Below are 22,400 nucleotides of genomic sequence, written 5' to 3'. Positions count from 1 at the left end.
CGTCAGCCCTCCGTCGTACCCCACCGTGTCTCCGGGTCCGGCAGGACCTTGCGCAGTTCCGCCTCGACCTCCGCACGCGTCGTCCCCTCCGCCTTCGCGTACTCGGTCACCGTCTGCCCCAGATCGCGGTCGAGGTCGCGCCAGGCCCGCCAGGCCGTCTCGTACGTCTCGCGCTGAGGCTCGTTCCAGCCGCCCTCCTGGGTCGGCGGACCGTAGGCGTCCCGTAGCTCCAGGACCCTCGTGTGCGCCTCGTCCGCGGCCCGCTGTTTCGCCAGAAGTTCCTCGAAGGTGTGTGCCACGCGCGGATCTTATGCACGCCCCGAGGGGCCCGCGCCCCGACCGGGCCGACCGGATGACGCCCCCTGACTCACCCGGCGCAACCCGGGCCGTACAACGACGCCCTTGACTCACGCAGCGCAACCCAGGCCATGTGACGACGCCCCTGACTCACCCGGCCCAACGCAGGCCACACGACAACGCCCCCGACACACCCGGCCCAACCCAGGCCACACGACAACGCCCCCGACACGCCCAGCCCAACCCAGGCCATGTGACGACGTCCCCCGACACGCCCAGCCCAACCCAGGCCATGTGACGACGTCCCCCGACACGCCCAGCCCAGCCCACCACTACGACGACGCCCGCTCCACCAACTCCGTCGCCAGCACCACCTGCCGCCGCTCCAGCCCCCGGGACACCGCCGGGCGTCGGTCGGCGATCTCGCTGAGGAGCAGGTCGATCATCCTGCGGCCCATCTCCTCGATCGGCTGACGGACGCTGGTGAGCGGCGGGTCCATGTGGCGGGCGATCGCGGAGTCGTCGTAGCCGACCAGGGCCACGTCCTCGGGGATACGACGGCCCGCCTCGCGCAGGACCTGGCGGGCGCCCGCCGCGGTCACGTCCGAGGCCGCGAAGACGGCGTCCAGGTCGGGACAGCGGGCCAACAGCTCCGTCATCGCCCGCCCGCCGCCCTCCTCGGTGAAGTCACCCGCCTCGATCAGCCGTTCGTCCACCGCGTGCCCGGCGTCGCGCAGCGCGTCGCGGTAGCCGTCGATGCGCCGCTGGGCGCCGTACACGTCGAGGCGGCCCGTGATGTGGGCTATGCGATGGCACCCCCGAGCGAGCAGGTGTTCGACGGCGGAGCGGGCGCCACCGTAGTTGTCCGAGTCCACCGAGGCCAGCGACTCCTCCGCCGATCTCGGACCGCTGATCACCGCCGGGATCTCCAGCTGGGCCAGCAGATCCGGCAGCGGGTCGTCCGCGTGCACCGAGACCAGCAGGACACCGTCCACCCGGTGCGCCGCCAGATACTGGGCGAGGCGCCGACGCTCCCGGTCGCTGCCCGCGAAGATCAGCAGCAGCTGCATCTCGGTGTCGGACAGCGCGGCTCCGACACCTCGCAGCATGTCCGAGAAGTACGGTTCCGCGAAGAACCGGGTCTCCGGCTCGGGGACGACGAGGGCGATCGCGTCGGTGCGGTTCGCGGCCAGGGCGCGGGCCGCCGTGTTCGGGACGTAGCCGAGCTCGGCGACCGCCGCCTCCACCGCCGCGCGCGTCGCGTCGCTGACCCGGGGCGAGCCGTTGATCACCCGGGAGACCGTGCCCCGGCCCACGCCGGCGCGCGCGGCGACCTCCTCCAGGGTGGGCCGGCCACCGCTCCGGCCCCGCGCTCCGTGGCTTGCCATGGGCTCCGCCTTCCGCCGACGTTCATCACGCTGGCCTGGAATCTAACAGCCCCATGTGCTGGGGTGACGATCGCCGGATCGGGCCCCGGAGGGGCCGAAAACCCCTCCCGCGGGGCGCCCGTCCCGGACTCTCTGGTTCCAGTTAACAGCCCGATAACTGAACACATCTCCCGCTGTCCGCTCCCTTGACACCCCCGCGGGAACCGACGACCCTTCAACACATCACTGGTGGGAGCGCTCCCACAGTACCTGACACATACACAACCCGCACGTTCCCCGCCCGAGCCGCAGCGAGTAACTTACGGGCCCAACCATGCAGTTGGCCGGGGGGTCGGCACGTCAGGGCAACAGGAGGACGCAATGCGAGCACGTAAGTCGGTGGTCCTCGCGGCCATCGCGACGCTGGGCGCCGGGCTGCTGGCCGGCTGTGCCGACGACGGCGGCGACGAGGGCGGCTCCGGCTCGTCCGGCGGCGGCGAGGGCAAGACCACGATCACCCTGGGGCTCTTCGGGACGATGGGCTTCAAGGAAGCCGGCCTCTACGACGAGTACATGAAGCTCAACCCCGACATCACCATCAAGGAGAACGTCACCGAGCGCAACGAGAACTACTACCCCGCGCTCGTCAACCACCTCACCACCAACAGCGGCCTGATGGACATCCAGGCCGTCGAAGTCGGCAACATCGCCGAGGTGGCACAGACCCAGGGCACCAAGCTCGTCGACCTGTCGAAGTACGGCAAGGAGAGCGACTACCTGGAGTGGAAGTGGAAGCAGGCCGCCACTCCCGACGGCCAGACGATCGGCCTCGGCACCGACGTCGGCCCGATGGCCATCTGCTACCGCAAGGACCTGTTCGAGAAGGCCGGGCTGCCCACCGACCGTGAGGAAGTGGCCAAGCTGTGGGCGGGCGACTGGGAGAAGTTCGTCGACGTCGGCCGCGACTACCAGGAGAAGGCGCCCTCGGGGACCACCTTCATGGACTCGCCCGGCGGTCTGGTCCAGGCCATCCTCAGCAGTGAGACCGAGCGGTTCTACGACTCCTCCGGCGAGGTCGTCTACAAGACCAACCCGGCCGTGAAGGCCGCCTTCGACCTGACCGCGGCGGCCGCCGAGGACGGACTGGTCGGCAACCAGACGCAGTTCCAGCCCGCCTGGGACACCACCATCGCCAACAGCAAGTTCGCCGCGATCTCCTGCCCGCCGTGGATGCTCGGCTACATCAAGGGCAAGTCGAAGCCGGAGGCGGCCGGCAAGTGGGACGTGGCCGCGGCTCCCAAGTCCGGCAACTGGGGCGGCTCCTTCCTGGCCGTGCCCAAGTCCGGCAAGAACGTCGAGGAGGCGGCGAAGCTGGCCGCCTGGCTGACCGCGCCGGAGCAGCAGGCCAAGCTGTTCAAGGTGCAGGGCAACTTCCCGAGCACGCCGCCCGCGTACGAGATGGACGAGGTCAAGAGCGCCAAGAACGAGATGACCGGTGACGCCCCGATCGGCGAGATCTTCGCCGAGGCCGCCAAGAGCGCCCCGGTCCAGGTGATCGGCCCCAAGGACCAGATCATCCAGCAGGGTCTGACCGACAACGGCGTGATCCTGGTCGCCCAGGGCAAGTCCGCCAAGGAGGCCTGGGACACGGCCGTGAAGACCATCGACAACAACCTGGACCAGTGACCCGTATGACCACTGGGCACGACACCGCCGCCGCGTCCCCCGCCAAGGAGGGGGGCGCGGCCCCGGCCCGCCCGTCGGCCGGCGCGCCGGTCTCCGACAAGGAGCGGCGGCGCCGGGCCCGGCTGTCCCGCCGCTGGCAGCGGGACATGCGCTTCAGCCCGTACGCCTTCGTCTCGCCGTTCTTCCTGCTGTTCCTGGCCTTCGGGCTGTTCCCGCTGGTCTACACGGGGTGGGCCTCGCTGCACCAGGTGGAGCTGACCGCGCCCACCGACATGAACTGGGTGGGCCTGCGCAACTACACCCGGATCTTCGACGATGACTTCTTCTGGAACGCGGCCCGCAACACGCTCACCATCGGCATCATCTCCACCGTCCCGCAGCTGCTGATGGCGCTGGGCCTGGCCCACATCCTCAACTACAAGCTGCGCGCCTCGACCTTCTACCGGGTCGTGATGCTGGCCCCGTACGCCACCTCGATCGCCGCCGCCTCGCTGGTCTTCGTGCTGCTCTTCGGCCGCGACTACGGCATGATCAACTGGGCGCTGGGGGCCGTCGGCGTAGACAACATCGACTGGCAGAACGACAAGTGGCCCTCGCAGATCGCGGTGTCGGTGATCGTCATCTGGCGCTGGACCGGCTACAACGCGCTGATCTACCTGGCCGCGATGCAGGCGATCCCGCAGGACCTGTACGAGTCGGCGGCGCTGGACGGGGCCAACCGCTGGCAGCAGTTCGTCCATGTGACGCTGCCGTCGCTGCGGCCGACGATCCTGTTCACCGTCGTCGTGTCCACCATCGGCGCCTCGCAGCTGTTCGGTGAACCGCTGCTGTTCGACGCGAACAAGGGCGCCTCGGGCGGGTCCCAGCACCAGTTCCAGACGCTCGGCCTGTATCTGTACGAGCAGGGCTGGGTCAACCAGCACCTGGGCCGCGCCTCCGCCATCGCCTGGACGATGTTCCTGATCCTCATCGTGATCGGGATCGTCAACTACGTCATCTCGCGCCGGCTGCGCGCCAGTAGTTAAGGAGACCGGCCGTGACGACGACACTGACCGAGGTGGACCGGGAGGCGCAGGCCCCCAAGGGGCGCGTACGCCGTCCCAAGGCCGCGCGCGCCGGCGGCACCCTGCACGCCGGGCCCGTCGCGTACGGGATCCTCGCCCTGTTCACCATCGGCTCGCTGTTCCCGCTGGTGTGGACGGCGATCGCCGCGTCCCGCGACAACCAGCGGCTGGCCGAGACGCCGCCGCCGTTCTGGTTCGGCTCGAACCTGATGGACAACCTGGAGATCGCCTGGAAGGACGCCAACCTGGGCGAGGCCTTCCTCAACACCACCATCGTGGCCGGGATCTCGGCGGTCACCATCGTGGTCCTGTCGACGATCGCCGGGTTCGCCTTCGCCAAGCTGCGGTTCAAGGGCCGTAACGCGCTGATGCTGATCGTCATCGGCACGATGATGGTGCCGCCGCAGCTCAGCGTGATCCCGCTGTACATGATGGTCGCCGAGCTGGACTGGACCGACCAGCTCCAGGCGGTGATCCTGCCGTCGATCGTGAGCGCGTTCGGCGTCTTCTTCATGCGCCAGTACCTGTTGCAGGCGCTGCCCGACGAACTGATCGAGGCGGCGCGGGTGGACGGTGCGAGCAGCTGGCGCGTGGTGTGGCACATCGTGTTCCCGGCGGCCCGGCCCGCGATGGCGGTGCTCGGCATGCTGATGTTCGTCCAGACCTGGAACGACTTCCTGTGGCCGTTCCTGGTGCTGACCCAGACCGGCAACCCGACCGTCCAGGTGGCGGTCGCGGGTCTGGGGCGCGGTTACACCCCCGACCAGTCCCTGATCATGGCCGGTGCGCTGCTCGGCACGCTACCGCTGCTGCTGGTCTTCGCGATCTTCGGCAAGCAGATCGTCGGCGGCATCATGCAGGGCGCGGTCAAGGGCTGACGCCCGCTCACCCAGGGGGCCGGGTCACCGCCGCCTCGGCCCCTCTCCTCCTCCCCTCCCCCATCTCCTGATCTCTTCGTCGGTCTCCACGACCTCAATGGGAGCGCTTCCATGCCTGAACCCGAATCGTCGGTGTCCTTCCCTCCCGCCTTCCTCTGGGGCGCGGCCACCTCCGCCTACCAGATCGAGGGCGCGGTGCGGGAGGGCGGCCGTACCCCGTCCATCTGGGACACCTTCAGCCATACGCCGGGCAGGACGGCCGCCGGCGAGACCGGTGACATCGCTGTCGACCACTACCACCGCTTCCGCGAGGACGTGGCGCTGATGGCCGAGCTGGGCCTGACGGCGTACCGCTTCTCGGTCTCCTGGTCCCGGGTGCAGCCGACCGGCCGGGGGCCCGCCGTCCAGGTCGGCCTGGACTTCTACCGGCGCCTTGTCGACGAGCTGCTGAACGCCGGGATCAAGCCGGCGCTCACGCTGTACCACTGGGACCTGCCGCAGGAGCTGGAGGACGCGGGCGGCTGGCCCGAGCGGGACACGGCGTTCCGGTTCGCCGAGTACGCGCAGATCGTCGGCGAGGCGCTGGGCGACCGGGTGGAGCAGTGGATCACGCTCAACGAGCCGTGGTGCAGCGCATTTCTGGGCTACGGCTCCGGGGTGCACGCTCCCGGCCGTACGGAACCGGCTGCCTCGCTGCGGGCGGCCCATCACCTGAACCTGGCGCACGGGTTGGGCACGTCGGCCCTGAGGTCGGTGATGCCTTCCCGCAACTCGATCGCGGTGTCCCTCAACTCGTCGGTGGTCCGGCCCGCTTCACAGGACCCGGCCGACCTGGTGGCGGTCCGCAAGATCGACGACCTGGCCAACGGCGTCTTCCACGGCCCGATGCTGCACGGCGCCTACCCGGAGACGCTGCTTGCCGCGACGGCAACGGTGACCGACTGGTCGTACGTCATGGACGGCGACCTGGGCACCATCAACCAGCCGCTGAACGCGCTGGGCCTCAACTACTACACCCCGACGCTGGTTTCGGCGGCGCGGACCGAGGTGAAGGGCCCGCGCGCCGACGGCCACGGCGCCAGCGACCACTCCCCCTGGCCGGGCGCGGACGACGTGGCGTTCCACCAGACGGCGGGCGAGCGCACAGAGATGGGCTGGACCATCGACCCGTCCGGCCTGCACGAGCTGATCATGCGGTACACGCGGGAGGCGCCGGGCCTGCCGCTCTACGTCACCGAAAACGGCGCCGCCTACGACGACAAACCCGACCCCGACGGCCGCGTCCACGACCCCGAGCGCATCGCCTACCTGCACGGCCACCTGTCGGCGGTCCGCCAGGCCATCACGGACGGCGCCGATGTCCGGGGCTACTACCTGTGGTCCCTGATGGACAACTTCGAGTGGGCGTACGGCTACGGCAAGCGGTTCGGCGCGGTGTACGTGGACTACGCGACGTTGGAGCGGACGCCGAAGTCCAGTGCGCGGTGGTATGGCGAGGCGGCGCGGACCGGGGTGTTGCCGGAGGTTGGGGCCGAGTAGCTGTGTGGGGGGGCGGGGATCTGTGCGGTGTGCGGGTTGGGTGTGGCTTGTCGCGCCCACGCGGCGGAGCCGCACATCGAATACGGCCCCGCGCCCCTGACGTGCGTCAGCCGTCCGCCGATCTACTTGTATGCGGCGAATGCCTTGCTGAAGGCGGACGGCTGCTGGTCGATCGATGAACACGTCGGGTCGGCCGCGGGCTTCGGGCCGCCCGGGCACGCCTTGTCGCGGGTGCCGGACCACATGGAGAGCCAGCCGAGGCCCTTGGCCTTGGCGAAGTTCACGAGCTGCGTGGCGTCCTCGACCTTGAAGACCTCGGTGACGACGTCGTTGACGCCGATCATCGGGGTGACGGCGACCGTCTTCCAGGCCGCGCTGTCGGACAGGCCGAGCACGCTCTTGATCTGGGCCTGGGTGGCGGTGGCGGCCTGCTCGGCGTAGGTGCCCATGTCGCCGCTGTACGCCGGGCCGTAGTCCATCGCCATGATGTTGACGGTGTTGATGTCGACGCCGTTCTTCTTGGCGTCGGCCAGCAGGTTCACGCCGTCCTGTGTGAGGCCCTCGGGCATGACCGGGAGGGTGAAGGAGACGTCCAGGTCGGGGTGCTGCCGCTGGAGCTCGGCGATGGCCTGGGCGCGGCGGGTGTTGGCCGCGGTGTTGGGCAGCGCGCCGCCCTCGACGTCGAAGTCGACCTTGGTGAGGTCGTAGGCGTCGACGACCTTCCCGTACGCCGCCGCCAGCGCGTCCGCCGACGAGCACGCCGTGGCCAGCTCGCTGCCGGCGGCGCCGCCGAAGGACACCCGGACGTCGCCGCCCTTGGCCCGCAGGGCGCCTATCTGCTGGGTCACGGCGTCGCTCGCCAGGTCGGTCACCCCGCCCCACTTCGGCGTACAGCCGCCGCCGTCGGTGACGAAGGCGAGGTTGTAGTCCTTCACGCCGGTCGCGTCGGCGGCGGCGACGAGGTCGAAGGCCGGGTAGAGGGAGGTGTCGACGTACGGGGCGAAGCCGGCGGTGGTGGCCGTGCCGGTGCCGGTGCTCTGGGACGGGGTGGGGGTCGGGGTCGGGGTCGGGGTCGCCGTGGGCTTCTGGGACGGCGTGGCCGTCGGGGTCGGGGTGGGGGTCGGGGTGCCGGTCGGGCGGCCCGTCGGCTGCGGGGTCGCGGAGTCGTCCGTCGAGCACTTCGCGTCGTCGATCAGGCAACCGGTCGGGTCGGCCGAGCCGTTGACGACGAAGCCGACGGTCACCGACTCGCCGGGCGCCAGGCCGTCCTTGTCCCAGGACGGCGGCCGCACGGTGACGTGCTGCCCACGCACGCTCGACTCGCCGTTCCACAGCGAGCTGAGCCTCGCACCCGACGGGAGGTCGAACTCCAGCGTCCAGTCGGCCTTCGCCCGACCGCTGTTGTTGGTGACGACGTACTGCCCGGTGTACCCGGTCGACCAGTCGCTGGTCTTGGTGTACGCCGCGCCGATCCCGGCCGCCTGCGCGGTGCCGGTGAACAGGAACGCGCCACCGCCGGCCACGGCCGCGGCGACCACGCCGCCGATCGCCTTGTTCCTGCCACTGATCCTGCGCCGGTGCGTGCTCATCACGTGCCTGCCTTCGCTGCTCACGGGGGTGGACTGCGGCAGCACGCTAGCGAGCCGGAATCGGGCAAAACGCCTGATCCAGACCGGCGTTGGGGATCTTATGGTGCGCTTAAGGAAGGGATCTGGGGCGGTTAAAGCTCGTGCTCGATCTGCCCGGTCTGCGGCGTCTGACGGACCCGCGGTGGCTGCGCCGCCCGGGCGGCCGCTCGCGCCCGTCCAGCTGGATCCAGATCCGCACCTCCGTGCCGCCCAGTACCGACGAACCGATCCGCACGTCGCCGCCCGTCGACTCCGCGAGCCGCCGCACGATGTCCAGCCCGAGCCCGGTCGAGCCGTCGCTGCCGGAACCCCGGCCGCGCGCCATCGCCGCCTCGGGGTCGGGTATGCCGGGCCCCGCGTCGGAGACGAGCACGATCACCGCGTCCTCGCCGTTGTGCACATCGACCGCGAAGGCGGTGCCCTCGGGGGTGTGCCGGAAGACGTTCCCGAGCAGCGCGTCGAGCGCGGCGGCCAGGTCGGCGCGCGCCACGGGTATGCGTACCGGCCGCTCCACGCCGGCCATCCGCACCTTGCGGCCCTCGTCCTCGGCCAGCGCCGACCAGAACTCCATCCGCTCCCGCACCACCTCCGCCGCGTCGCAGCCGGCGCCGGGACCGGCCGCCGCGGTCTGCGGCTTGGCCTCCCGGGCGGTCCGGATGATCGTGTCGACCTCACGCTCCAGCTGGGCCACCGCGGTCCGGGTCTGCTCGGCGGCGGGACCGTCCCCGAGCGAGGCGGCGTTCAGCCGCAGCACCGTCAACGGTGTCCGCAGCCGGTGCGACAGGTCCGCCGCCAACTCCCGCTCGTTCGCGAGGAGCTGGACGACCTGGTCGGCCATCGAGTTGAACGCGACCGCCGCCAGCCGCAGTTCCCGCGGCCCCTCCTCGGGCACCCGGGCGCCCAGCCTGCCGTCGCCCAGCTCCCGCGCGCCCTCGACCAGCCGCTGCGCCGGCCGCACCATCCGCGCGCCCAACCGGTCCGCGACCGCGACCGACCCGACGATCAACGCGAGCCCGACCCCGGCCAGCACCGCCCACGCCGTACCCACGCCCTTGGCGACCGCCGTGTCGGGGATGAACACCTCGACGACGGCGAACTGGCCCGAGCTCAGCGCCACCGGCTGGAGCAGGGCCGAACCGCCCGGCGCCTCGGCCGTGGAGGCGCGGCCCAACTCCCGGGTGGCCTCGATGTCCGCGTCGGCGGCGCGCTGCCGCCCGATGCCGACGGCCTCAGTGCCCTCGTCGCCCGGTATGTGCAGGGCCATCCCGTCGCCGGAACCCGCGGCGGCGATCGCGCGTTCGAGCTGGGCCCGGTCGGTGGTGATGGACAGCGCGGGGGCGATCTCCGCCGCGTCCCGCTCGGCGTCGGAGAACGCGCGGTCGCGGGCCATCTCCTTGATGACCAGACCGAGCGGCACCGCGAAGGCGACCACGACCATGGCGGTGACCGCCAGCGAGACCTTGACCAGTGCCCACCTCATGGCCGCGCCTCCGCTCCCGGCGGCTCCAGCTTCACACCGACACCGCGCAGGGTGTGCAGATAGCGCGGCCGGGCGGCCGTTTCGCCCAGTTTCCGTCGCAGCCAGGACAGATGGACGTCGATGGTCTGGTCGTCGCCGTACGACTGCTGCCACACCTCGGCGAGCAGCTCCCGGCGCGAGACGACGACTCCGGGCCGCCCGGCCAGGAAGGCCAGCAGGTCGAACTCGCGCCGGGTGAGGTCCAGTCGTACGCCGTCCAGCTCGGCCTGGCGCCGCAGCGGGTCCACCGTCAGTCCGCCGACCCGGAGCACCGGGGACGGCGGAGCCTCGCCCGCGGCCGCGCGGGAGCGGCGCAGGACCGCGGCGATCCGGGCGGAGAGGTGCTCTACGGAGAACGGCTTGGTCAGATAGTCGTCCGCACCGGCGTTCAACAGCCGCACTACCTCCGCCTCGTCGTCCCGGGCGGTGGCGATGATCACCGGTACGTCCGTGATGCCGCGCAGCATCTTCAGAGCCTCGGACCCGTCCAGGTCGGGCAGGCCGAGGTCCAGGATGACCACGTCGAAGCGGAAATGGGCGACCTCGCGCAGCGCCTCCAGTGCCGTACCGACGCTGCGCACGGTGTGCGAGGCGTCGGTCAGATGCCGGATGAGCGCCGAGCGTACGAACTGGTCGTCCTCGACCACGAGCACACTTGCCATGCGCCGCACCGTACGCCATGCGAGCGAGGCGGGTCCGGCGCCTGTGGACAACCCGGCCCTTGTGGACAACTTCTCGTTCCCCGTGACCGATGGGACAGGTGTGGCGTGGGTGAGGCAGTATGGCCCGCGATGCTCAGAGGAGTCGTACACGTACTGGCCTGGTCGCTCGCCACGGGCGCGGCGACCACGCTGTCGTGGTGGGGTGTCCACTCGGTCATGGCGGGCACGGTGTACGACCCGCCGCGCGCCCTGCCCGTCACCGCGGCCGACACGGCGACGCGGGAGCCGGAGCCGAGGTCCACCGCCGCGAGCACGCGGCGGCCCGAACCGTCGAGGAGCCCGAGCCCCTCGCCGACCCGCAAGCCGACGCCCTCGGCCGGCGCGAGCACCGGCCCCAGCCCGAGCCCGAGCGCCTCCGCTTCCGCGTCCGGGCAGGTCAAGAGCTACGCGACCGATGGCGGCCGGGCCGTCTTCGACCTCGGTGAGACCTCCGCGACGCTGGTGTCGGCGACCCCGGACGCGGGCTGGTCGATGCAGGTGTGGAAGACGGAGACGTGGATCCGGGTCGAGTTCGCCGCGGGCGCCGAGCGGGTGTCGGTGTTCTGCACGTGGCACGACGGGCCGCCGCGGGTGGAGATCGGTACGCATTAGGTCACGCGGCGGGGCGTTCAGCGGAAGACCGACGGTGGTGGGGCTCGGGACGTATTGGGTCACGCGGCAGGGCGTTCAGCGGAAGACCGACGGTGGTGGGGCTCGGGACGTATTGGGTCACGCGGCAGGGCATTCAGCGGAAGACCGACGGTGGTGGGGCTCGGGACGTATTGGGTCACGCGGCAGGGCATTCAGCGGAAGACCGACGGTGGTGGGGCTCGGGACGTATTGGGTCACGCGGCAGGGCGTTCAGCGGAAGACCGACGGTGGTGGGGCCGGTGAGGCGACCGCCGCCGCGTCCGTGACCGGGGCGGCGCCTCCGGTGAAGTCGGTGAGCTGCCTGCCGTGTTCGACGCGGCCGGGGTGAGGGTCGGAGGCGGCGCGGCGGGTCAGTTCGGCGATCGGCAGAGGGTGGTCGGAGGCGACGAGGACCGCGTTGCCGAAACGCTTTCCGCGCAGCACCGCCGGGTCGGCGACCAGGGCGAGCTCCGCGAACCGGGCGGCGGCGGTGGCGATCTGGCCGCGCAGGTGGGCGAGCGGCGGGCCGTCGGCCAGGTTGGCGGCGTACAGCCCACCGGGGCGCAGCGCCCTGCGGACCTCGTCGAGGAACTCCGTCGAGGTGAGGTGGGCGGGTGTCCGGGCGCCGCTGAACACATCGGCGACGACCACGTCGGCCCACCCGTCCGGCACCTTGCCGAGCCCTTCGCGGGCGTCCGTCGACCGCACCCGGATGCGCGCGCCCGGCGCCAACGGCAGCTCGCGGCGGACCAGTTGGACGAGGGGCGCGTCGCGTTCGACGACCTGCTGGGTGGAGCGGGGGCGGGTGGCGGCGACGTAACGGGCGAGGGTGAGGGCGCCACCGCCGAGGTGCACGGCCTGTAGGGGTTTGCCGGGCGGCGCGGCGAGGTCGATGACGTGGCCGAGGCGCCGCTGGTATTCGAAGGAGAGGTACGCGGGGTCGTCCAGGTCGACGTGCGACTGCGGGGCTCCGTCGATCAGCAGCGTCCAGGCCCGCGCCCGGTCGGGGTCCGGGATCAGCTGGGCGAGGCCGCCGTCGACGGACTCGACGACGGCGGCGAGGGCGGCCTGTGACCGCCGGAGCTTTCTGGACTTTCCCACCCAGCCATTATCGGCGGGTACGACGGGTTCAGCTCAGTCGGCGTCGGCGCAGGTGGGGAAGGGCGGGCCGCCGCGGCGACGCCCGGCGCCGCTGTGCCCGTCACCCGGCGCCGCTGTGCCCGTCAGCGGCAGTTGTCCGCCGCCTGGATCGTCCGTGCCGCCTCACCCAGCGCCCGGCGCAGCACCGCCGGGTCGGTCGCCAGTTCCGCCTCGCCGGGCGGCAGCAGCCACGCCGAGCCGGGCTGCGCCTCGGACTCGCCGACCGGCGGCTGGGGGGCCAGGGTCAGTCCGCGCCCGTTGGTCTCCGTGCAGGTGCTGCCCGGCATGTCCCACGCCGCCGCCGTCCCGGGCGGCACCACGAAGCAGAGGGTGTCGCAGTCGTCGTCGTGCAGGACGGGCCCCACCGCCTCGACCTCGCCGCGCCGGAGGATGTCCACCGCCTCCAGCCCCTGGCGGGCGGGAACCGTCACAAGGTCGCACGCGGGCAGCGGCGTACGAGAAACGATGCTCTGGCTGGTCTCCATCCCGGCCTCCACCACGGAACCCCTCCTTGGGCGAGCAGGCCGGGAGTCGGGCGGCTCCCGGTCCATCGGATTCAACGCCGGACGACGTCAACGGCTACGGCGGAAGTGCGCCGCAAAGGATGGCAGTTCATGGCAGATCCAGGATGAGATATCCGGTTTGTAGCCAAACACTGCGTACCGGGCCCTGCACAGCAGGTACGTTCTTGCCCGCCGGAAACAGGGCACCACTCTGGATAAATCGCTCAACTCGCCCCGATCCGGCATGGTTCGACGGTTCGCACGAGAGGACCCGGCCATGACGTCGTCAAGCGTGACCTCGTCCCAGCCCAACCGGCCACCGCGGCCGAACCTCGCCTTCCGGCGCCTGCGCGGCAGGCGTTCGCCCGCCGAGTTCGCCGCCGCGGTGCGGCGGGCCGCGCGCGAGATCGGCGAGCGGGTCAGCTGTGACGCGCGCTACATCGGCCGGGTGGAGGCGGGCGAGATCCGCTGCCCCAACTACGCCTACGAACGGGTGTTCCTGCACATGTTCCCCGGACGCACGCTCACCGACCTGGGGTTCGCGCCCCGCTCGTCCGTACGCGGACGAGGACGCGGGGCGTGCACGGACGAGGACACGCCCCCCGTTCACTCCCCGAGCCCGGCGCAGAGCACGAGTGAAACGCGCGGGACGGGCGAGCCGTATGACACGCAGGACCCGTACGACACGCACATCAACTACGAGGAGAGCGACGTGCTGCGTCGCGCATTCATGACGGGCGGAGGCGCCACCGTGGCCGCCGCCTCGCTGGGCCCCTTCGGGCTCGCACTCGACGCGTCGGCGGCGGAACGCCCCGTGCGGCGCGCCGGGGCGAGCGAGGCGGGCGCACTCGAAGAGGCCGTTCGCAGGATCCGGTTGCTCGACGACCGGCATGGCGCGGACGGGTTGTACCGGCGCGCGGCGGCTCCGCTGCGCGCCGCGTACGCGCTACTGGACGCCGGCGCGACGCGGCAGGCGACCGCCGACCGGTTGCACTCGGGCGCCGGTGAACTGGCCATCTCCGTGGGGTGGCTGGCACACGACTCGGGGCGGTTCGACGACGCGCGCTCGCACTACGCGGAGGCGCTGGCGACCGCGCGGATGACCGGGGACCCGGCGCTGGAGGCGCATGCCTTCTGCAACACGGCGTTCCTCGCGCGGGATGCCGGGCGGCCGCGGGAGGCCGTGCGGGCGGCGCAGGCCGCGCAGCGGATCGGGCAGCCCCTGGGGTCGGCTCGGCTGATGTCACTGCTGGCGTTGCGTGAGGCGGGGGGATGGGCGGGGCTCGCCGATCGCACCGGGTGCGCGCAGGCGCTCACGCGCGCGCATGCCCTCTACGAGCGGGGCGCCTCGGACGCCGACCCCGAGTGGATGACCTTCTACGGCGAGGCCGAGTTGGAGGCGCTGGAAGCGCAGTGCTGGTCGACGCTGGGTGACTGGACGCGGGCGGCGCGGCATGCCCGGCGGGCGGCGCATCTGCAGGATCCGCACTTCACTCGGAACATCGCGCTGTACACGGCGGAACTCGCGGACGATCTCGCGCGCGGGGGGCGGCCCGATGAGGCCGCGGCCGCGGGGATGCGGGTGCTGGATCTGCTGGACGAGGTGCAGTCGTCGCGGATTCAGGCGATGTTGGCGGGGACGGCGCGGGTGCTGTTGCCGCATCGGCGGGCGTCGGGTGTGTCGGAGTTTCTGGAACGGCATGCTTCGGTACCGCGGTCGGTTTGACGCGCGCGGGGTTGCGCTGTCCCCTGCGTAATGGCCGAGGCAGGGTGGGACGCTCACCCGCGCCGACCGGGTGCCACTGCGGCAGTTATCCCGCCAGGTGTCCCACGTCGTTCCAGCTCTCGATCGCGGGCTCCCCGTAGGCCCAGCCCAGGATCGACAGTGAGGTCGGGTTGAGGCGGATTCGGGCCGCGAAGTCGAGGGGCAGGCCCAGCCAGCGGGCGGCGATCGAGCGCAGGATGTGGCCGTGGGCGAAGAGCAGGACGTCGTGGTCCCGGGAGCGGGCCCAGGTGACGACCTCGTCCGCGCGGGCCGTCATGTCGGCCAGGGTCTCGCCCTCGGGGACGCCGTCGCGCCAGATCAGCCAGCCGGGGCGGCGGGCCTGGATGTCGGCGGGGGTCAGGCCCTCGTACGCGCCGTAGTCCCATTCCAGGAGCGCGTCCCAGGTGTCGGCGCGGGAACCGAAGCCTGCGAGTTCGCACGTCTCACGCGCGCGGGAGAGCGGGCTGGTGCGGACCTCGACGTCGGGGAGTCCGGCGTACGGCGCCTGGTGCAGGCGTTCGCCGAGGAGTTTCGCGCCGCGCCGCCCCTCGTCGAGGAGGGGTATGTCGGTCCTGCCGGTGTGCTTTCCGGCCAGCGACCACTCCGTCTGCCCGTGCCGGGCCAGCAGGATGCGCGGTGCCATGAGGGGACGGGACCTTTCCTGGAGAAGAACTGAGGCGGAACCTCTCCATCATCGCGCACCCCGTCCGGGGGCAACCCGGGGGGCGATCTCTGCGTCTATCAGGGCCGGAAGGTCCCCGCCCGGGGCCGACACATACACCGTAGAGTGGTGCGACCGGTCCGCCGGGCCGAGCGGCGCCGCGCGATGAGAAGGGGGAGGGCGATCGGATGCCGCATGCCGAGAGACCGGGCATCGAGGCGGCCCCGCACCACCCCCGGCTGCGCTGGTGGACCGAGCTGCCGCTGATCCTGCTGGTGTACGCCTGCTACTCGGCGGGCCGGCTGCTCGCCCGGGGCGACGCCTCCACCGCCGTCGACCACGGTCTGGCGATCCTGCGCGTCGAGAAGGCCCTGCACCTCAACGCCGAACACCCGCTCAACCGCCTGTTCACCCGCGAGGCGTGGATCGGCATACCGGCGGACTTCTGGTACGCGTCACTGCACTACCTGGTCACACCCGCCCTCCTCATATGGCTCTTCCGGACCCGGACGGTGCGATACCGGGCGGCCCGCACCTGGCTGATGACCTCGACCTTCATAGGCCTCGTCGGATTCACGCTGCTACCAACCTGCCCGCCCCGCCTGCTGTCGGCCGGGTACGGATTCGTGGACACGATGGCCCAGTACAGCGCGTACGGCTGGTGGGCCGGTGAGGCGAGCGCGCCGCGCGGGCTGGGCGGCATGACCAACCAGTACGCCGCGATGCCGAGCCTGCACGTCGGCTGGGCGCTGTGGTGCGGGGTGATCCTGTGGCGGTACGGCGGGACGCGCCTCTCCAAGGTCGCGGGGGTCGTCTACCCGCTGGTGACCACGATCGTGGTGATGGGCACCGCCAACCACTACCTCCTCGACGCGGTCGCGGGCGCCGCCGTGATGGGCGCCGGGCTGCTGCTGACGCCGTACGTGATGCGGTCCGCGAACCGCGCGCGGACGTGGCTGACGGCGCGTGCCGCACCCGCCGCAACGGACTCTCCTGCCGCTCGTGCCTCGATTGTCAGTGGCGGATGTCAGACTTCGGCGGGTGAGCGAATTCCACGGCAGCGCGAGTCGCGGTTCGGATCAGGAGCCGAGCCGAGTGCCTCCCCCACGGACGCGGGGGACGGCGCTCCGGCACCGGCTCGCTGAGCTGCGCGGTCCCGACGTACCGGCCAAGGCGCTGGACGCGCGCGCCCTCGCGGCCCTGGCCGCCAACCCGGGCTGCAGACGACGCGCGATCCTCGACGGCGCCGGGGTGAACAAGGCGGCGCTGGCCGGTGCGCTGGGCTCCCCGTCGGCGTTCGGACAGTCGCAGTTCGCCTTCATGCGCGGCAACGCGTTCGAGGCGCGGGTCAAGGCGGACGGCGGCGCGGACCTGCTGCGGCTGGCGCACGAGAAGCTCGACCCGGCCGCCGAGCCCCCCGTACACGCGCGCGTGCCGGAGCTGTCCGCCATCGGCCCCGAGGGCCGTGCCGCGCGTACGGCGCTGGCGCTGCGCGAGGCCGTCGAGGCCGGCGGCTGGACGCTGCTCGACCATCCGATGCTCGCGCTGGACGTCGCCGGCTCCCCCGCGTTCCTGGAGCCGGACGCCGTGGTCGTGCACCCGGACGGCGGCTGGACGGTCGTGGAGATCAAGTCGTTCCCGATGCTGGACGGTTCGGCGGACCCGGCGAAGGTGGGCGCGGCCGCCCGGCAGGCGGCGGTGTACGTGCTGGCGCTGGAGGAGGTCGCCGCCCGCATGGCGCCCGCCCCGCCAGTACGGCACCAGGTGCTGCTGGTCTGCCCGAAGGACTTCTCCAACCTCCCCACCGCCTCCGCCGTCGACGTCCGCAAGCAGCGCGCGGTCACCCGGCGGCAGCTGACCCGCCTCACCCGCATCGAGGACATCGCGGACGCGCTCCCCGAGGGCACCTGCTTCTCTCCCGAGCTGCCCGCCGACCGGCTCACGGCCGCCGTCGAGTCGGTCCCGGCGACGTACGCGCCCGAGTGCCTGTCCGCGTGCGAGCTGGCCTTCCACTGCCGCGAACGCTCCCGCGCGCGGGGCGCGGTGACCTCCCTCGGCCGCTCGGTCCGCGCCGAACTGGGCGGCCTGACGACCGTCGGGGACGTCCTCGCGGCGGCCCGCGGCGAGGCCGGCGACCCGGACGACCCGGCGGTGGCGGCCCTGCGCCGGGCGGCCCACCTGCGCGCGGAGGCGCTGGGCCGACAGCACCCCGACAACCCCGGCGACGAGCGTCCCTTCGACCAGGGGCACCCCCAGACCCCGCACCAGCGCGCCGCGTCCCCGGAGGCCGCCCGGTGTCGCTGATCTCCACCCTCGCCCGCCTCGAAGCCGTCGACACCGGCCGCGCCCAGCCCACCGCCACCGTCCGGCATCGGCACCTGTCCGAGCACCCGCTGGTCCTCGTTCCGCTGACCACCGCAGGTGAGGCCGGCGCCCCGCTCGGCGCGCTGGTCGGCACCGACCGGGACGCCCCGCGCCTGCTGGTCGTGCCGCAGCCGCGCGACCGCGACCTCAGGTTCACGTTCCTGGCCGAACTGGCGGACGTGGTCCTGCCGTACATCGACGCCCACGCCGACAGCGTCGAGGCGGCGGAGCGCACCGAGACCGACCCGGAGACCGGCAAGCGGGTCAAGGTCGAGGTCGAACTGTGCGCGGACGCCCCCCAGCTGGTCGTGCCGAGCCGCGCGGGCATCGACTTCGTACGGCTGCTGGGACGCTCGATGCGCTTCCGCCGTACGGCGGAACAGGAGCCGGAGACGCCCCATCCCGCGCCGCCGAGGGTGCCGTTGCTGGGGCGGTGGCTGACGCACTACGGGGAGCGCGCCCGGGTCCCCGGCTCCTCGCTGCTGCTGGCGCTGACGGACGTGCTCTCCCGGCACTGGGCGACCGGCCAGTCCAGCCTGGAGGACCAGCACCTGGGGGCGCTGCTCGCCTGGATCGACCCGCCGGAGGGAACGACCGGCGCCGAGGCCGCGCTGCGGGCCGAGCTGCACCGGGACGAGCGGGGCCAGCTGTGGTGCCCGCCGGCGGGACCGGCCACCGACCCCGCGTTCGACAACAAGCTGCTCGCCCCCGCGATCGAGCGCTACGACCGCGCGCGTACCGCCCTCGCCGCCGCCGAGGACGGACTGGAGGCGGACGACCGGCTCGGGGACGTCACCGCCGCCGAGCGGGAGATCCGCGCCCTGGTCGAGCGGGTCACGCGCCCCACCTGGGACGCGGTCTGGCGCGGCCTGGACCTGCTGCGGGAGCTGCCCGAGGGGGCCCGGGTCGAGGAGCGGTGGACGCGTGACCGCTGGTCGTTCACCGGCCATCGGGACCGGGTGCTCGCGGGCGAGCCCCCGCAGCCGCGCCGCGACGACGCGGTGACGGCGGCGAACAAACTGGCCGCGCGCGAGCGCGAACAGGCTCGCCTGGAGGCCCAGGAGGCCCTCGACGACCCGCTGGTGATGGCCGGGCGGCGGCTGTCCGGGGAGGCGTTCGCGGGCGAGGTCACGGATGTGGTCATGGCGTACAGCAAGGGCAAGCGCCCCAGCCCGCGCCCGCTGGTCACCGTGCGCACGGACGACCGGCCGCACCTGGGCGAGCGGGCAAAGGTGTTCCGCTCGCTGGGCGGCAAGCCGCAGTCCGCCGAGTTCGTCGGACACGAGGACGACGAGACCGGAGACGGCGAGGGCTCCCTGGTCGTCCTGCGGATCCTCGACAAGATGGGGCGCGGCAAGGAGCCCGAGGCCGGGTCCGTGCCGGAGAAGGGTGACGCGCTGTGCTTCACGCTGTTCGAGCACGAGCAGCGGGGCGGCGCGAAGCTGCCCGACCCGGAGCAGACGCCGTGGACGCACGGCGGGCCGCCGGGAGAGGCGGCCGCCGTGCCCGAAATCGCCGACCCCGCGACCGAGGAGGACGTCCTTTGAACCCTCCCCTCGCGAACGAGCGGGATTCCTGGCTCACGCCGCTCAATCGCTCAGCGAGCGAACGAGTCTTCCGCGATCAGCACCAGCCGGGTTGGAACCAGCCCGGTGTCCCCAGAGATTGGAGGCTGCTGTGCTGGCTTGGCTCTCGCTCAGCACACCGCGACACTACCATCTGCCATCAGGGTGGAACTCTCAGTGACCGTTCACGCGCAGGAAGCCGCCTTCGACCCCGGTGCGGCGGCGGGCCGCGCCACCGACGCGATCCTCCGCGACACCCTGCACGGCCCGCACCGCGGTGTCGTCGTCGACTCCCCGCCCGGCGCCGGCAAGTCGACGCTGGTGGTGCGCGCGGCGCTCGAACTGGCCGACGCGGGCCGCCCGCTGATGGTCGTCGCGCAGACCAACGCCCAGGTCGACGACCTCGTGCTGCGGCTCGCCGAGAAGAACCCCGAGCTGCCGGTGGGCCGGCTGCACAGCAGTGACGCCGACCCGTACGACAAGGCGCTGGACGACCTGCCGAACGTACGGAAGTCGGCGAAGGCGGCGGAGCTCGCCGGGCTGCCGGTGGTCATCTCCACGGCCGCCAAGTGGGGTCATGTCAAGGTCGACGAGCCGTGGCGGCACGCGATCGTCGACGAGGCGTACCAGATGCGGTCGGACTCGCTGCTGGCCGTGGCCGGGCTGTTCGAGCGGGCGCTGTTCGTGGGCGACCCCGGGCAGCTGGACCCGTTCGCGATCGTGGGCAGCGAGCAGTGGGCGGGGCTGTCGTACGACCCCTCGGCGTCCGCCGTGACCACCCTGTTGGCCCACAACCCCGAGCTGCCGCAGCACCGGCTGCCGGTGTCCTGGCGGCTGCCGGCTTCAGCGGCGCCGCTGGTGTCGGACGCGTTCTACCCCTACACACGCTTCCGCAGCGGCACCGGGCACGGCGACCGGCGGCTCACCTTCGGCGTGCCCTCGGACGGCTCCGGGCCCGACCTGGTGATCGACGAGGCCGCGGAGTCGGGTTGGGGCCTGTTGGAGCTGCCCGCCCGGCACACGCCGCGCACCGACCCGGAGGCGGTGCGGGCGGTGGCGACGGTGGTGCGACGGCTACTCGACCGGGGTGGGGCGGCCACGTCGGAGCGCTCACCCGAGCCGACGCCCCTCACCCCCGACCGGATCGCCGTCGGCACCGCCCACCGCGACCAGGCGGCGGCCGTCCGGGCGGCCCTCGCGGAACTGGGCGTGCGCGAAGTCACCGTCGACACGGCGAACCGTCTCCAGGGCCGGGAGTACGACGTCACCGTCGTCCTGCACCCCCTCTCAGGCCGCCCCGACGCCACCGCCTTCCACCTGGAGACCGGCCGCCTGTGCGTCCTGGCCTCCCGCCACCGGCACGCGTGCATCGTGGTGTGCCGTGCGGGGGTGAGCGAACTCCTGGACGACTATCCGTCGACGGAACCGGTCCAACTGGGAACGCTGGTGAAGTTCCCGGACGGCTGGGAAGCGAACCACGCCGTACTGGCCCATCTGGCCGAGCACCGGGCGGCGTGGCGACCATGAACGACACCGCGCGACGAGCGCCGGCTGCGACGCCGCACCCCCGCCGGACGGAGCCGGTCCAACTGGGAACGCTGGTGAAGTTCCCGGACGGCTGGGAGGCGAACCACGCGGTACTGGCCCATCTGGCCGAGCACCGGGTGGCGTGGCGACCATGAACGACACCGCGCGACGAGCGCCGGCTGCGGCGCCGCACCCCCGCCGGACGGAGTCCGGCACGCCGCCGGAGGCGGCCAATGAATACAGCCCGGACGGCTGGGAAGCGAACCACGCCGTACTGGCCCATCTGGCCGAGCACCGGGTGGCGTGGTCCCACGGCCCCCTTGCGCGGGCGCGAGAGAATTGAGGAGGGTGGCGCGCCTCGGACAGGCGGCGTCATCGGAACCGTACGAGGAGGAGATGAGGACATGGCGGAGCAAACGCCGCGTCGGCACGAACCGCGGCTACGCCCCGCGCCCCTGCTCTTCGAGCCCGCGGAAGCGGCCTCGGATCCGGAGCACTTCTTCGATCTCGAGTCGATCGACGACCCCGGGACGCTGCTGGCACGGGCCACGGAGCTGACGCAGGCGTTCCGGGCGGCGGCGGACCGGGCGATGGAGTTCCAGGCCATGGCGGCGGCCCAGCTCGCCGATCCACGCCGGTTCGACCGGCTGACGGCCGCGGACATCGCCGAGCAGGCCGAGTGGACCGAGGACTACGCCAAGAAGATGGTGGAGTTCGGCCGGGATCTGCTGCGCGGGGCCGACGCGCAGGGCCCTGATCCGGTCTGAGGCCTCGGACAACCCCCTCGGACAACCTCCTGCGGCCAACCCCCTGGGCATATGCCAGCCGCGTAAGGTACCCGCTCCCGCCCCCTCCTGTCCCGATTTTCGGCAACTCACCGAAACGAAGCGTTCACACCCGGTACCTGTAAGTGCCATGAGCAGCAGCACACTGACCTCGGACGGCGCCGCCTGGCTAGCCTCGGCCGGAGCATATCCGCGCAGCACCCTGGCCTTCTGGGAGGAGCGCCCGGACGCCCCCGTGGTGCTGCCCTGCGGTGCCACCTTCGACATCGTGAGCGCGCCCGCGGTCTTCGGACGGCAGATGCTGGACCGCCTATGGGACGAGGGCCCGGGATCGGGCCCGGTCGCGGTGTTCCGCGGCCGGACGCTGCTGTTCGCCGCACCGGGCACGGCTCAGCGGCTGCCCTCGCTGCTGGAGTGGGAGGAATGGGGCGCCACCGGCCCGCGCTCCCAGGGCCGTACGGCCGCCGTCCCGCCCCTCCTCTGCCACGGCACCGGCGACGCGGTCACCGTCCCCGCCCCCACCGGTACGGCGTCGGTCTCCGGCTCCCGCTGGCTCGTCGCCCCCGATACCCGGCACCCCTGGCTTCCGGGCCCCGAAATCCTGCTCTGGGCGGCCGTCCGGGCGGCCCGCTCAGCGGTGCGGATATCGATTTTTCCTCCCCCCGAGCAGAGTGCTAAGGTCTACGACGTCAGCAGGCGCCGCTAGCTCAGTTGGTTAGAGCAGCTGACTCTTAATCAGCGGGTCCGGGGTTCGAGTCCCTGGCGGCGCACGATGTCGATG

21 protein-coding genes and 1 tRNA gene are annotated in these 22,400 nt (G+C 72.2%); 14 read left to right on the top strand and 8 right to left on the bottom strand.

The genetic code is table 11. The features are described 5' to 3' along the window. Positions 1–2: 2 nt before the first annotated feature. Positions 3–299, bottom strand: coding sequence for a hypothetical protein (locus I2W78_RS25015; RefSeq protein ID WP_196462512.1), 297 nt, complete (start codon positions 297–299; stop codon positions 3–5). Between the two features lie 330 nt (positions 300–629). After that, complete coding sequence (locus tag I2W78_RS25010; RefSeq protein ID WP_196462511.1) at positions 630–1,685, bottom strand: LacI family DNA-binding transcriptional regulator; 1,056 nt, start codon at positions 1,683–1,685, stop codon at positions 630–632. Positions 1,686–2,045: 360 nt separating this feature from the next. Between I2W78_RS25010 and I2W78_RS25005 the strand changes: the two genes are divergently transcribed. From I2W78_RS25005 to I2W78_RS24990, 4 genes are all read left to right on the top strand, one after another. Beyond that, positions 2,046–3,350 (top strand): ABC transporter substrate-binding protein, encoded by a 1,305-nt coding sequence (locus tag I2W78_RS25005; RefSeq protein WP_196462510.1) that lies wholly within the window; start codon positions 2,046–2,048, stop codon positions 3,348–3,350. Between the two features lie 5 nt (positions 3,351–3,355). After that, positions 3,356–4,375 (top strand): carbohydrate ABC transporter permease, encoded by a 1,020-nt coding sequence (locus I2W78_RS25000; RefSeq protein ID WP_196462509.1) that lies wholly within the window; start codon positions 3,356–3,358, stop codon positions 4,373–4,375. A gap of 11 nt (positions 4,376–4,386) precedes the next feature. After that, the gene (locus I2W78_RS24995; RefSeq protein ID WP_196462508.1) at positions 4,387–5,292 is read left to right on the top strand and encodes a carbohydrate ABC transporter permease; all 906 of its coding nucleotides are present in this window, start codon (positions 4,387–4,389) and stop codon (positions 5,290–5,292) included. 111 nt (positions 5,293–5,403) lie between these two features. Then, positions 5,404–6,831 carry a GH1 family beta-glucosidase gene (locus I2W78_RS24990; RefSeq protein WP_196462507.1) on the top strand — a complete coding sequence of 476 codons (1,428 nt, stop codon included), beginning with the start codon at positions 5,404–5,406 and terminating at the stop codon, positions 6,829–6,831. Between the two features lie 122 nt (positions 6,832–6,953). Here I2W78_RS24990 and I2W78_RS24985 read toward each other — a convergent pair whose 3' ends face one another. The 3 genes from I2W78_RS24985 to I2W78_RS24975 form a co-directional block, all read right to left on the bottom strand. Next, the gene (locus tag I2W78_RS24985) at positions 6,954–8,420 is read right to left on the bottom strand and encodes a glycoside hydrolase family 18 protein (RefSeq protein ID WP_196462506.1); all 1,467 of its coding nucleotides are present in this window, start codon (positions 8,418–8,420) and stop codon (positions 6,954–6,956) included. Positions 8,421–8,529: 109 nt separating this feature from the next. Further along, positions 8,530–9,939 (bottom strand): HAMP domain-containing sensor histidine kinase, encoded by a 1,410-nt coding sequence (locus I2W78_RS24980; RefSeq protein ID WP_196462505.1) that lies wholly within the window; start codon positions 9,937–9,939, stop codon positions 8,530–8,532. Next, positions 9,936–10,640: a response regulator transcription factor gene (locus I2W78_RS24975; protein WP_196462504.1), complete on the bottom strand. Its 705-nt coding sequence runs from the start codon at positions 10,638–10,640 to the stop codon at positions 9,936–9,938. The genes I2W78_RS24980 and I2W78_RS24975 overlap by 4 nt, the downstream gene beginning before the upstream one ends. 129 nt (positions 10,641–10,769) lie before the next feature. Here I2W78_RS24975 and I2W78_RS24970 point away from each other — a divergent pair, with 129 nt between their 5' ends. Further along, entirely contained in the window at positions 10,770–11,291 is a 522-nt protein-coding gene (locus I2W78_RS24970) for a hypothetical protein (protein WP_196464703.1), read from the top strand. 249 nt (positions 11,292–11,540) lie between these two features. On the opposite strand, the gene I2W78_RS24965 is transcribed toward I2W78_RS24970, so the two are convergent. Continuing rightward, the gene (locus tag I2W78_RS24965) at positions 11,541–12,410 is read right to left on the bottom strand and encodes a spermidine synthase (protein WP_196462503.1); all 870 of its coding nucleotides are present in this window, start codon (positions 12,408–12,410) and stop codon (positions 11,541–11,543) included. 122 nt (positions 12,411–12,532) lie between these two features. After that, on the bottom strand, positions 12,533–12,949 hold the full coding sequence (locus I2W78_RS24960) for a hypothetical protein (RefSeq protein WP_196462502.1): 417 nt from the start codon (positions 12,947–12,949) through the stop codon (positions 12,533–12,535). 280 nt (positions 12,950–13,229) lie between these two features. Between I2W78_RS24960 and I2W78_RS24955 the strand changes: the two genes are divergently transcribed. Next, a complete protein-coding gene (locus I2W78_RS24955; RefSeq protein WP_196462501.1) occupies positions 13,230–14,678 on the top strand; it encodes a hypothetical protein in 1,449 nt (482 codons plus the stop codon). Positions 14,679–14,763: 85 nt separating this feature from the next. On the opposite strand, the gene I2W78_RS24950 is transcribed toward I2W78_RS24955, so the two are convergent. After that, the gene (locus I2W78_RS24950; protein ID WP_196462500.1) at positions 14,764–15,360 is read right to left on the bottom strand and encodes a histidine phosphatase family protein; all 597 of its coding nucleotides are present in this window, start codon (positions 15,358–15,360) and stop codon (positions 14,764–14,766) included. A 206-nt stretch (positions 15,361–15,566) separates the two neighbouring features. On the opposite strand from I2W78_RS24950, the gene I2W78_RS24945 reads away from it, so the two are divergent. The 8 genes from I2W78_RS24945 to I2W78_RS24910 all read left to right on the top strand — a co-directional run bounded on the left by I2W78_RS24945 (position 15,567) and on the right by I2W78_RS24910 (position 22,389). After that, positions 15,567–16,523: a phosphatase PAP2 family protein gene (locus I2W78_RS24945; RefSeq protein ID WP_196462499.1), complete on the top strand. Its 957-nt coding sequence runs from the start codon at positions 15,567–15,569 to the stop codon at positions 16,521–16,523. Beyond that, positions 16,474–17,682, top strand: a complete 1,209-nt coding sequence (locus I2W78_RS24940; protein WP_307783769.1) for a hypothetical protein — start codon at positions 16,474–16,476, stop codon at positions 17,680–17,682. The genes I2W78_RS24945 and I2W78_RS24940 overlap by 50 nt, the downstream gene beginning before the upstream one ends. Continuing rightward, the gene (locus I2W78_RS24935) at positions 17,673–19,289 is read left to right on the top strand and encodes a hypothetical protein (protein ID WP_196462498.1); all 1,617 of its coding nucleotides are present in this window, start codon (positions 17,673–17,675) and stop codon (positions 19,287–19,289) included. The genes I2W78_RS24940 and I2W78_RS24935 overlap by 10 nt, the downstream gene beginning before the upstream one ends. A 195-nt stretch (positions 19,290–19,484) precedes the next feature. Next, positions 19,485–20,834 carry an AAA domain-containing protein gene (locus tag I2W78_RS24930; RefSeq protein ID WP_196462497.1) on the top strand — a complete coding sequence of 450 codons (1,350 nt, stop codon included), beginning with the start codon at positions 19,485–19,487 and terminating at the stop codon, positions 20,832–20,834. Then, complete coding sequence (locus tag I2W78_RS24925) at positions 20,831–20,989, top strand: hypothetical protein (RefSeq protein WP_196462496.1); 159 nt, start codon at positions 20,831–20,833, stop codon at positions 20,987–20,989. The genes I2W78_RS24930 and I2W78_RS24925 overlap by 4 nt, the downstream gene beginning before the upstream one ends. A gap of 249 nt (positions 20,990–21,238) precedes the next feature. After that, on the top strand, positions 21,239–21,601 hold the full coding sequence (locus tag I2W78_RS24920; RefSeq protein ID WP_196462495.1) for a hypothetical protein: 363 nt from the start codon (positions 21,239–21,241) through the stop codon (positions 21,599–21,601). Continuing rightward, positions 21,558–22,325, top strand: coding sequence for a bifunctional DNA primase/polymerase (locus I2W78_RS24915; RefSeq protein ID WP_374222730.1), 768 nt, complete (start codon positions 21,558–21,560; stop codon positions 22,323–22,325). Before I2W78_RS24920 ends, I2W78_RS24915 begins: the two co-directional genes overlap by 44 nt. Further along, positions 22,316–22,389 (top strand) — tRNA-Lys (locus I2W78_RS24910). Before I2W78_RS24915 ends, I2W78_RS24910 begins: the two co-directional genes overlap by 10 nt. Positions 22,390–22,400 lie beyond the last annotated feature (11 nt).

This window comes from Streptomyces spinoverrucosus, from assembly GCF_015712165.1.
In the GTDB taxonomy this organism is placed as follows: domain Bacteria; phylum Actinomycetota; class Actinomycetes; order Streptomycetales; family Streptomycetaceae; genus Streptomyces; species Streptomyces spinoverrucosus_A.
This window is presented reverse-complemented; position numbering and strand designations above follow the sequence as displayed.